The 10,305-nt window shown below is 67.9% G+C and carries 12 protein-coding genes; 4 read left to right on the top strand and 8 right to left on the bottom strand.

Translation table 11 applies throughout. From position 1 onward, the window contains the following. Positions 1-209: 209 nt before the first annotated feature. Entirely contained in the window at positions 210-662 is a 453-nt protein-coding gene (locus M2302_RS32790; RefSeq protein WP_280841669.1) for a hypothetical protein, read from the top strand. A gap of 420 nt (positions 663-1,082) precedes the next feature. On the opposite strand, the gene M2302_RS32785 is transcribed toward M2302_RS32790, so the two are convergent. Next, positions 1,083-1,337 carry a hypothetical protein gene (locus M2302_RS32785; protein WP_280841668.1) on the bottom strand — a complete coding sequence of 85 codons (255 nt, stop codon included), beginning with the start codon at positions 1,335-1,337 and terminating at the stop codon, positions 1,083-1,085. Positions 1,338-1,347: 10 nt separating this feature from the next. Further along, positions 1,348-1,785 (bottom strand): hypothetical protein, encoded by a 438-nt coding sequence (locus M2302_RS32780; RefSeq protein ID WP_280841667.1) that lies wholly within the window; start codon positions 1,783-1,785, stop codon positions 1,348-1,350. Between the two features lie 121 nt (positions 1,786-1,906). On the opposite strand from M2302_RS32780, the gene M2302_RS32775 reads away from it, so the two are divergent. Beyond that, positions 1,907-2,164 (top strand): hypothetical protein, encoded by a 258-nt coding sequence (locus M2302_RS32775; protein ID WP_280841666.1) that lies wholly within the window; start codon positions 1,907-1,909, stop codon positions 2,162-2,164. Positions 2,165-2,184: 20 nt separating this feature from the next. On the opposite strand, the gene M2302_RS32770 is transcribed toward M2302_RS32775, so the two are convergent. The 6 genes from M2302_RS32770 to M2302_RS32745 all read right to left on the bottom strand — a co-directional run bounded on the left by M2302_RS32770 (position 2,185) and on the right by M2302_RS32745 (position 8,808). Further along, a complete protein-coding gene (locus M2302_RS32770; protein ID WP_280841665.1) occupies positions 2,185-2,631 on the bottom strand; it encodes a hypothetical protein in 447 nt (148 codons plus the stop codon). A 211-nt stretch (positions 2,632-2,842) separates the two neighbouring features. Beyond that, positions 2,843-3,274 (bottom strand): hypothetical protein, encoded by a 432-nt coding sequence (locus M2302_RS32765; RefSeq protein ID WP_280841664.1) that lies wholly within the window; start codon positions 3,272-3,274, stop codon positions 2,843-2,845. 879 nt (positions 3,275-4,153) lie between these two features. Continuing rightward, complete coding sequence (locus tag M2302_RS32760; protein ID WP_280841663.1) at positions 4,154-6,172, bottom strand: DUF4241 domain-containing protein; 2,019 nt, start codon at positions 6,170-6,172, stop codon at positions 4,154-4,156. 258 nt (positions 6,173-6,430) lie between these two features. Beyond that, positions 6,431-7,513 carry a hypothetical protein gene (locus M2302_RS32755; RefSeq protein WP_280841662.1) on the bottom strand — a complete coding sequence of 361 codons (1,083 nt, stop codon included), beginning with the start codon at positions 7,511-7,513 and terminating at the stop codon, positions 6,431-6,433. Further along, entirely contained in the window at positions 7,510-8,076 is a 567-nt protein-coding gene (locus M2302_RS32750) for an RNA polymerase sigma factor (RefSeq protein WP_210778089.1), read from the bottom strand. The genes M2302_RS32755 and M2302_RS32750 overlap by 4 nt, the downstream gene beginning before the upstream one ends. Before the next feature lie 351 nt (positions 8,077-8,427). Further along, entirely contained in the window at positions 8,428-8,808 is a 381-nt protein-coding gene (locus M2302_RS32745) for a hypothetical protein (RefSeq protein ID WP_280841661.1), read from the bottom strand. Positions 8,809-8,904: 96 nt separating this feature from the next. Between M2302_RS32745 and M2302_RS32740 the strand changes: the two genes are divergently transcribed. Then, positions 8,905-9,375, top strand: a complete 471-nt coding sequence (locus tag M2302_RS32740) for a UPF0158 family protein (RefSeq protein WP_280841660.1) — start codon at positions 8,905-8,907, stop codon at positions 9,373-9,375. Between the two features lie 163 nt (positions 9,376-9,538). Continuing rightward, positions 9,539-10,279: a tyrosine-type recombinase/integrase gene (locus tag M2302_RS32735; protein WP_280841659.1), complete on the top strand. Its 741-nt coding sequence runs from the start codon at positions 9,539-9,541 to the stop codon at positions 10,277-10,279. Positions 10,280-10,305 lie beyond the last annotated feature (26 nt).

Genomic DNA, 10,305 nt, shown 5'->3' with positions numbered 1-10,305 from the left:
CCTGCGGTGGGCAGCCGCGATGAGAGCGACTCCGCCGGTCACCTCGACCAAGCCTGGCCTGGCTGCGGTCGTAGCACCAGTCAATAGGTAGCCGCGATCCGCGCATTACGCAGCGTCAAGCCGAGCTGGCCGGGTGCCATCCGGGCGTGTCGATGAGCGTGCGAGTGTGCTCAGTAGAGGACGCTGGCCGGCCCCGGGACAATGTTCGGATGAAGTTGCGCCCCGAGCTCTGCCCGCCGGTGGTCGGACCACAGCGCATCGCAGAGCTGTGTGCCGCCATCGAGACCATCGCAAGGCTGCTGGAGCGCGGCGAGTCGGCCGACGCAGCGATCGCCAGATTCAACGCCGAAACCGGCCATGACTACGACGCCGATCACTTCCTTACCTACTGGAAGTCTCGAAACGTCGCGGACTTCGCGCTCGAAGCCGCCCGACCGGCAAGGCCGAAGGTCGCCAACATCAGCCGCGACGAGCTGATCGAGATTGTCCGCCGGATACAGGCAGCCGACGACGACATCGACTACTACGTTCTGCTGCTGGCCACCAACGTCCTGCACCCACGAGTCACCGATCTGATCTTCTGGCCACCACCGGAGCTGATCGACGCGTCACCCGCCGCCATCGTCGACGCGGCATTGAACTACAGACCGATCGGCCTGTGACGGCGCCTCTCGACGTTCGCTCATGCCGCGGACCGCGCGTCACGGAGCGCTGCCGGCCGCGGCCGGTGGCGAACCACGGTTCGTCGATCACCTCGGGGTGGCCGCGGTCCACGGGTGGCGGCGCGCGGACGTGCTGAGAAGAGCGCATTCGACCAAGGGATCAGACGGCAGAGAGGCCGCGCAAGCCCGACAGCCCACTGGGTTGTTCGAGGCTTGCAGCGGCGACGGTGCAGCGATACGGTCCACGCCGTGATCGGTCCTGCCGATGTCCCCAGGTGTGGTGTCTGTGGCCAGTCAAGGGACGGCAGGCACACACATCAGTGGCTTGATGGCCCGGCCCCGGAAACCGGCCGACGGATTGACTACACGGTCGTTGGCGTGCGCGGAGGAATCGCGAACTTCCAAACAGCTGCGGATCCTTCAAAGGTCTATCGGACCGACGCCGCCGTCTTGGCGATGCAGCTTGAGATCGACGCAGCCGACCTGGTCGGCCAGCGCTTTAGCTGCTGGGTGACGCCCGCCCAGTACGGTGTCTTCCGAAGCGACTTCCGACGCGTCGAAAGCTGAAACCCGGTTTCTGTGCGCACGTCGGCGTTCGGTGCAATGTCGCGATGTCCGTGCCCAGTCGCCCGTGGCGCGCACATCTGCCGCGATCCACGCGTTGAGCAGTCGCATGCCGGCGCGCTCACCTGCCGTTGACCTGTGGTGTCAGCAATACGGTCGCGCCTGCTGCAGTAAGCCGGTCGGCAAGCAGTCTCATCTCAGAGGGTGTGCCAGTGATGCCGAGGCCGGTCAGCGCGGTGTATGCGCCAGCCGCGTCACTGATCGTGGCCCCGCCCTTGCGGAACGCCGCGAGGAGACGGACTCGCAGCCGGCCGCTGGCAGCCGGATCGGCTTGCAGCCGGACCAGGCCGACACGGGCGATGAGCGCCTCCCGCACGATGCCGGGCATCTCACCCCAACCATCCACCTCCACGGCACTGCCGCACCCGCCACACCGAGTCGAGACTGCCCAGGCGAGCCTGTCCCCGTCGATCGTCTCTGTGACCTCACCAGCGGTCAGAGCGCCGCACTCCAGACACGGCTCGATCAGTTCATGCCCGATCAACTCCACGTCGCCCACAGCCGTGACGGTAGCCGCAACGGCCGAGAGACAGATGCAGCGAAGGACGTAGAGCTCAGGCAGCGATGCGGCCCGTCGAAATGCTGAGCCTAGGTCCCTGGGACGGTCTGCTAGCTCTTCAATGCAGCAGGTACGCGGTCAGCCGTTCGGCGAGTTGCTTCGGGTGGCTAGCCGCTATTACGCGGCAACCGCCGATATCATCCGCGTCGATGCCCAGCCGGCCGGCGGACACCCGACGCTGGATCTCCGCCAGGGAGAACTGGTCCTGGCGGGCGATGAGCACGTCATGGGCGCGTCCGGCCAGTCGTCCAAAGGCTACGGCTCGCTCCAATCGGCGCCGACCTGGTCCCGGCCAGCATGCCGCCTTCCGCTCCTCTGAAGGCGTGACTTCGTCGAGGGCTACGGAGTCGAACGGTGCACTGTAGGCATATTGGGCGTCGGCAGGGCGGTGTCTGTGCGGTGCAGATAGCTGATGTCCGACGAACAACTCCCGGACGTCGGGCTTTGTTCGATGTATCGCTCGGTACGAGGGAGTGGCACTTCGATGAGCTTGCCGTCGTACAGCATCCACAGGCCGAAGCAGTCGTCCTCCTCGTCGTGGATCAGCACCTGCACCGTCTCGGGGCGCGGCCAGGGGAGGGCCTGCAAGTACTCCAATAGTTCAGCCCAGTGGTGCCGGTGGGTGAACTCGGCGGCCCAGCCGCGGCCGAACGTACCTGGCCATTGGCTCTCGATGGGTACAAAGGTGTTGTTCCACGGACGTGTGCCGCCGTTGTGATGGGTTAGTGGGGCCATCACATCATGGGCGTCGGCGGCCAGCACGACGACTACCGCGAATCTGCTCACACCAGCATTCGATCTTCTGGGACGCGGTTACCGCAACTGCCTTGAGTCTGGATGTGCGCGGCCCTCAGCGGCCGAGCCGAACGACTCCGTGCCACCCTCGTGCCAGTAGCCGGTGCGCTACAGGGGCACGAGCGGACACGAGCCGTGACCCTCCTGCCGCCAGTGTTGCGGTCGTCCCGCGACGGTGACCCTCGTCCCTCAGAGTTGGCGGTCAACGGCACGAGTTCAGCGGTCCTGGCAGGGCGTACCAGCGGCCGGCTTGCATTTCTCGCAGTTGGCCCAGCCGGGAAAGGTAGGAGCAGGCCGTCTGCAGCTCCTCAACGGAAGGGCGGGCGTCGGACTGTTCGTCCAGGAACCATTTGATGCGCCAGGTGTCGAACGCCTCGGCGTCGTCGACCAGGTCGATGTCGACCTCCTGGCCTTGCTCATCAGTCATGCGACAGCCTGCGCCGTGGACCGAGTACTCGATACCCGTGCTTGACTTGCCCTCCCGAGGCAGCGTTCGCGCGTGCCTGACTGCCGTCATCAGATCCGAGACGCAGTCGAAGGCCGGGTAGGCGTCGAGCAAGCGCGACCGAATGCGCTCCAGGGCGGCGGCGTAGCGACGGACTGCCTCGATCGCTGCTTCAACGCTCTCGTCCACCTGATCAGTATGTCGGCACGTCGTGACGGAGCAGGGCCGTAGTACCCCGTCGGGTGCCCAATGTGGCGACCAGCGCTGGGCAGCCAACGACGGAGCGATGTCCTAGAGCGCGACCGGCATCGAAAGCAGGTAGGCGGACCGCCACCGACACGGGTGCGCTGCTAGTGGTCGGTCACGCACTCATGCCGCCGCTAGCTCAAGCGTCGCCGTCCGGCTCGGTGTACCCGTGTATGAGCAGCACGGCCAGGAGCTGGTTCTGCCACGTCTTCTCATCGGCGTCGCGCCATCGGTGCTGCCGTGGGCATTGCCAGTTCGGCGGCGGTTCTTCGGGGAGCAAACACCCGCCGAGCGCAAGCTCGCCGTCGGCGGCGGCATCTCTCGCTTCTGGCACCGGCAGGCCGAAGAGCAGAGGGACGCCCGTCGAGTGGCACTCGGGGCACGCTGGAATCACCTCGCTACGGTACCGAGCTTGCGACGTCTACGGGGCGGCCCACGGAGGGGTCGAATCGGCCCGCCAGCATTCTGGCTGCGGTGTTCGTAGCAGCGCTGACCGAAGAACTAGGTTAACCAGCATCAACATGTATGGATTAAACGTCCAGTGGTCTCCGCTCGGTAGCCGGGTGGCGACGTGATCCGCTACAACAGGGATGGCTTCTGGCTATGCCGGTACCACCCTCCACTCGACGTGTCAGGCTCTATCGGCATCCGGATCTGCCGAGATGAGGACGTTTGGCCGGCACGGTGACCGGCGGCGCGCATGCCGACTGCCGCTATTAGGACCTCTTTGTCCGGTCGGATCAGCGGGGCGGACCGGGGCCTTCGGCCTGGACTCGCCGACGGGCTTCGCCAGGACGCGGACGCCGTTGGGCGGGCGGTGCGTCAGCGACGGCTGACCTGCTCCTTCTTGGCGGCGATGCTGGCACCAACGGTGGCCAGGAACTCGGCGGTTGCCTCGGGGTCTGCTGGCTTCGGCTCCGGTCGCACGCCGCTGCCCGTCGGGGTTGGGGTGAGGAAGACGGTGGTGTCGGGTGCGGTGGGCGGCAGGGGCCTCATGTCGTGGAGGACGAGCATGTCGGCCACCAGGCAGGTGACCTCGCCGTCGGCGGTGCGGCCGATCCAGACCGGGTAGGAGCCGTCGCCTCTCCCGCTCGGGTAGGCGATCAGATTGGTGCCGGTGGCCGGGTCGGCGGCCTCCGTCTCCTTGTCATCGTCCCGGGCGCCGCTCTGTTGCCGGTGCTCGTACGCTGCGGCGAGGGCGTCCCGCCCTGACGCGTCCAGGAATGCGCCCATGCCGGTGTCCACTCCGAAGCCGTAGAACTCGTCGTCGCCGAGCAGCCGTATGTCCTGCCCGGGACGGACCGCGAGTTCCCAGCTCGCGGTGGGCGGCTTGTCGAGGATCCGCAGCATGGCGGCGGTCGTCTCGTTCCAGCCTTCGCTCTCCCACCGCATGCCGGCGATCAGCAGGGGGTGGTCTCCCGCCGGGACCATTACCGTGTACGGCTCATCGCGGCTGCCGAGGGTGCTTGGGTCGGCGGCGATCACTGCGCCGGTAGGCACTCGCAGCACCCCGGCGGGTTGGGGTTCGGTAACGATCGCGACGCCGAACTCGGTGTCGGTGAACCGACTGCCCGGGGTGAACAGCGCCTCCAGATGGCGGGGGCGCAGGCCCGACGGAGCCCCCCACAGCGGCGTTGCGGCCTCCCGGTGCTCCTGGTCTTCCTTGTGCCTGGCGGGTACGAGCGTCACGTCGCCGGCACTGCGTTTGAAACCGAGCATCCGGCCGTCCGCGTACGCCGTCCAGTCGCCGAACGGGGCCCTGCGCAGGGTGCGGTGCCGCTCCGGGATGTCGTGGCTGGTCTGGAAAAGGCCGCCATGGTCCAGCTGCACATCGGCGGTGTCACTGTCCGGTCGGGCCGTGAGGGTGAAGTGCCAGCCGCGCTCGGGGAATTCCGGCTCGTCCGCAGACGCGTAGCGCCACTGCTCGTAGTGGCGCAGATCGAGCAGGCCCGGCTCGAGCTCGCGGTAGTCATAGGCACGGTCGCGGCGGCCGTGCTCGTCGAAGAGGAACAGGCCCAGGTAATGGCGCCCCCAGTCGATCTGCAGCAGCGCCCTCGGCCGCGCGTCGGCGGTGAGCAGCACCGCGTAAGGCTCTCCGGCCGAATCGCGCTTGCGCGCCCCTTCCACACCCATCACGCCGACGGGCCTTCGGCTCCCCGGATCCCATCCCGCGCAGTAGGTGACCTCGACCGCGCTCTCCTCGGCCACGCCCTGCTCCGCTGTCTCGATCAGTGACGAGCTGATCCGGACAGTAGCCGCCACCACGGAGAGTCCGCCTACCAGCGCTAGGCAGGTCAGGAACACCAGACCGGATCGCCGGCGGCCGAAAGCCCCGCCGGCCGAACCGAACTTCCGCAGACTTCCCCATAAACCACCACGATCTGGAACTCCTCGGGCGCGGTCGGTCGCCCGAGCGTCACCGGCATCATGCTGGGTCGACATGACGTCATGATCCCATGGGTCTCCAGCCATCCATTCGGCTCCCGCCGCCGCAGACACGACCGCTTCTGCCGCGATCCGCGCGTGGCGGAGCGTGGCGGCGGCCGCTACCGCTCGGCATCCTGATCTGCCGAGATGAGTGCGCCTGGCCACCAGCCGCCTGACCGCGCCGATTGGCCGGCGAGCAAGATGTGCTTTGTGCGCCACGAGCGTCAGGTCTTCTACAACCCGCCGCCGGCGACGCCAGCCGGCGTGGGCGCGGCGCTCCATCGCGGCGACCTTCTCCGCGCCCTGGATGCCGTGGTCGGCTCCCCACTGTACGGCGACGAAGATTGGCAGGGCGAGGTTCCTGGCGCAGATCGGAAGGTCGCCGGTGAGGTCCGTCATCACCGTACGGATCATCGCCCTGATCGGAGCGGCACCCACGAGAGTCAACGCCTCGATAAGTCCGGTGCCGTGTCGCTCATCCGGTCTCCCGGGCGCAACAGGGCCCGCTGGGTTCGGCGCAGAGATCGATGGCAAGTCCGGTGTGGCTTCACACTAGCCGTTTCATCCCCGCCGATGCCGCCCTCCGGTGTGAGACGCGGGGCAGGCGTCGGGCGCTGAGGATCGGCTGATCCCCAGCGCCCTGCCCGAAAGCTGTTCGGCGATCCGGGACGGCTACTCGCAGCCCAGGGCCTCTTGGTACTGGGCCGGCGGCTTTCCGGCGGCCACCTTGTCGGCGGTCTCCCAGAACGCCTCCGGCCAGTCACCCTCGTCGTTCATCTGGTGCAGCACGGTCCACTTGTGGCTGCTGCGCAACGCGTCAGCGGCCCGTCGGAGGGCGGCGTCGTCGCCGGCCTTCTTCGCGCGCAGCCATTCGGCGATCCACCCGCAGCCGACCCGGCTGGTCACCTTGGCGCCGAACTGGTAGGCGTCGTTGGTGCCGAGGTCGCCCAGCGTGGTGGTGTCGAAGCCGGGAGGGAGCGGCACGTCGGCGAGCACCTTGGCCGCCTGCTCGTCCACCCGCTCCGGCGTGACGATCTCCGTCGGCAGCGCCGCCAGCCACGTACGAGCGTCGACGCGCACCACGTCGGCGAGAACCCGATCGAACTCGCTCCGCGTCCAGGTGCCCCCGGTACGCAGTTCGACGAAGGAACCGTCGCGGGGCCGGAGCATGACCGCGAAGTCGCTGGCGCTGTACCGGAACAGGTCCGCCGACCAGCCGTCGACCTTCACCGGCTCCGGCTTGCTGACGTGGAGCCGATCCTCGTGGTAGCCGTCGTACTGGCCGGCCGGGTACCAGTTCATCTCCACCTGCCGTTCGCCGTCGCTGAACGCGATGGTGCCCGTCTTCTCGGCGAAACCGTAGACCGTGGTCGCCTTCCAGCCGGGCTGGTCGATCAGCAGCCGCGGGTTCTCCTCGGCCGCCTTGAGCACCATCGCCGAATACGCGGCCGGGTCCGTCGCTTCGGAGGTGATCGCCGGGGTCGTCGGGTGCCCGTCCGGCTGGTCCAACTTCATGATCGAGACGGTCAGGACACCGGCGAGAAGGGTGGCCGCGACGCTTGCGCCGGCGAGGCCGCTCATCACGCCGCGGCGCGCCCGGAAGCGCTTGCCCGGCGGTTCGGCGACGGGGTCGAGGGTCGGCACGGACATGATTTCCTCCACGAGGTTCTGCGCGGCCCCGTCGAGGTGCCTGATGACACCGGGTCGGTACGGGTCGGCGTCTCGGACCATCCGGTCGAGGTGCTCGTCGGTCATCTGCCCTCCTCCGAGGTGCGTACGGCCATGACGTCGAGTACATGTCCGGGCGGGCCGAGGTCGTCACCGACGAGTTCTCGCAACCGGGCCCGGGCACGCGACAGCCGGGTACGGACCGCAGCCGGGTTCACGTGAAGGACCGCAGCGGCCTCGCGCGGCTCCAGGCCCTCCCAGAAGGTCAGCATCAACACCTCCCGGTCCAACTCACCCAGCCGGGCCAGCGCGGCTTGGACCGTGAGCCGGTCGGGCACCTCGCTGCCCGGGTCGACGGCGACGGCGACCTTGAGCCGTTGCCGCAACCGTTCACCCAGCCGTTCCCGGCGGACTCCGCCGCGGTGGTGGTTGGCCAGCACCCGCCGGGCCACGCCGTACAGCCACAGCCGGGCCTCGGCCTCCGGCGGCATGTCACGGCTGCGCCGCCAAGCGACGAGGAAGGTCTCGGCGACCACGTCGGCCGCGTCCTCGGGCTGCCCGACGCGCCGCATGGCGTACGCCAGCAGCGGCTCGAAGTTGACCGCGTAGACGCGTCTGAAGCGGTCCTCGTGCTCAGCCCCGGAACTCACGTCTACTCCATGTCCGGCCGAGCACCAATCGTGACAAGCCCGATCCAGAATTCGCGGAGCTCGTCGGGCCGGCCTCGACCACCAGCGTCTTGGCCGCAACCCGAGCTCGGCCGACTGCTGGCATCCACTGGTCCAGGCGACCCGGGCCCGCGGTGCCGGTGACGATCCTGACCACCGTGACGCGGCCCGAGGATGTCACGAGCGACGCGAACAGTACGCCTGACGCCACCGCCTGTCCTGCTTCACCGCCGGCCGTCCATCGGGCCGAGGTCAGATTGCGCACCTCTGATGCCGCCGCGCGTCAGGCGCACGGATCTGCCGCTGATCGGGCTCGACGCAGCAGCCGAAGGGTCATTCCTCGGTGGTCGCCGAGGCGTCTGGGTCCCGGTCTTCGCATCGAACGCCCGCTCTCGTGATGTCTCCGGTGTGCACGAGTTCCCGGATCGCCGCAGTCATTGCCGATACGCCTGGCACCGGCACGATCAGCTGGTCGACGGCCCAGAAGTAGCTGCCGTTCGCCTCCTCGCCGGTCTCCTTCCACCGTGCCAGCAAGCGGCCGACCTCGTCAACGGTGAAGATCGTCAACGCCCACGTGGAGCCGTCCGGAAGGTCGACAAACGCGTCGACGTTGGCCACCGTACTCACGGCGCCCGGGTCCGGCCCGAGGAGGAACCGCGCCACGAACGTCGGCTCGGTGATAGTCGTGTAGGGATCACTGGCGTCCACGAGCACCAATCATGATGTACGGCCTGCCAGCATCCTCATCTGCCGCTGGTCGCGCTGTCGCTGGCCGAAGCGCGGACAGAAACCGGGGTTTATGGTGGCCGGATGCTTGACCTGAGCAGGCTAGACCTGGAGGAGATCGCCACCGCGCTCGAGGACCAGACCGACTACGAGCACCGATGGCTGATCAACCCGCAGACCGGCGAGACCGTGTTCTGGACGACGGACGGCGGCATCGACGGACACACGCCCGTCGACCTTGACGACCTCGACCTGGTGGGCATCGACCCGCTGCCGTCCTACGTCTGGTACCAGGACATGGCCGACTTCGCCGAGAAGATCAGTGATGCGGCGGCCGGCCGCCGACTCGCGCGAGCTATCCAGGGCAAGGGTGCCTTCCGCCGGTTCAAGAACGAGTTGCACGAGCAGTATCCGCACCTGCTGCCGGCGTGGTACGCCTTCCGCGACGTGCGCGCAAAGCGGCGGGCGGTTGAATGGCTGGTCGACAACTCGCTGGTCGACGACGAAACGGGTGAGCGTTTCGTGGCCGAGCACCCCGATCCCGACGTTCCCTGAGCTGACGCCCGCGCCGCGACTTTGCCGGACGACGAACGCACGCATCTGCCGCGCCGAGGGCGTTGGCACTGACTGTGAATGGTGACGGACCGTGAGGTATGACTACCTCTCCCGCTTCCGTTCCCGGTGTCGTCTCTCCTGATCGGGTGTTCTCCGTGCGGCGATGTCTGCCTATCTCGGTCGGTACCGCGGTGACTCGCGGCTACACACCGAGTCCGACCTGCGCGTCTTCCTGACCTGGTGCACTGACCAGGACCTGGAACCGCTGTCGGTTGCTCGCGTGGACATCGAGCGGTACGTGCGCTGGCTCCAGGACGTACGCCGCCTTCAGCCCTCGACCGTCTCCCGCCGCCTGTCGGTGGTGGTCGGCTTCTACCGCGTCTGCGTCATCGACGGCATCCTGCCGCACTCACCGGCCGACTACGTCCGCAGACCGGTCGTGCCACCCGAATCACCCACCCTCGGGCTGGGCCACCTACAGTTCGAAGCCCTGATCACCACCGCACGGCAGTCGGCCAACCCGAACGACTTCGCGCTGATCGCCATGCTCGGCCTGCTTGGGCTGCGGATCTTCGAAGCCTGCGGCGCCAACATCGGCGACCTCGGAGAGGAACACGGCCATCGCGTCCTGCGGGTGCGCGGCAAGGGCGGCAAGGTCGTCCTCGTCCCGCTCCCGCCCGCCGTGGCCAGGGCCGTAGACCGTGCCGTCGACGGCCGCCTCGATGGTCCGATCCTGCGCAACACCCTCGGGGCGCGGATGGACCGGCATGCCGCAACCCGCCGGCTCAAGCACCTCGCAGCCAGCGCCGGGATCCGCATGCCGAGGATGCACCCACACATCAGCGTAAGTCGTTTTGTGTCAAGCTTTTGGTCGGTGCCTCGGCCGTCGTCTGTCCCTGCATAGCGGTGATGGGGTTGGTCCCCAGCAAC

This window comes from Micromonospora sp. A200, assembly GCF_029893845.1.
GTDB lineage: Bacteria > Actinomycetota > Actinomycetes > Mycobacteriales > Micromonosporaceae > Micromonospora > Micromonospora purpureochromogenes.
This window is presented reverse-complemented; position numbering and strand designations above follow the sequence as displayed.

What these genes read in the sequence shown, in the direction of transcription:
- M2302_RS32760 (WP_280841663.1), bottom strand. Translation starts at nt 6,172, where the DNA reads ATGATCCGTACGGTGATGACGGACCTCACCGGCGACCTTCCGATCTGC.
- M2302_RS32755 (WP_280841662.1), bottom strand. Translation starts at nt 7,513, where the DNA reads ATGACCGACGAGCACCTCGACCGGATGGTCCGAGACGCCGACCCGTAC.
- M2302_RS32740 (WP_280841660.1), top strand. Translation starts at nt 8,905, where the DNA reads ATGCTTGACCTGAGCAGGCTAGACCTGGAGGAGATCGCCACCGCGCTC.
- M2302_RS32790 (WP_280841669.1), top strand. Translation starts at nt 210, where the DNA reads ATGAAGTTGCGCCCCGAGCTCTGCCCGCCGGTGGTCGGACCACAGCGC.
- M2302_RS32785 (WP_280841668.1), bottom strand. Translation starts at nt 1,337, where the DNA reads ATGCGACTGCTCAACGCGTGGATCGCGGCAGATGTGCGCGCCACGGGC.
- M2302_RS32735 (WP_280841659.1), top strand. Translation starts at nt 9,539, where the DNA reads ATGTCTGCCTATCTCGGTCGGTACCGCGGTGACTCGCGGCTACACACC.
- M2302_RS32775 (WP_280841666.1), top strand. Translation starts at nt 1,907, where the DNA reads ATGCAGCAGGTACGCGGTCAGCCGTTCGGCGAGTTGCTTCGGGTGGCT.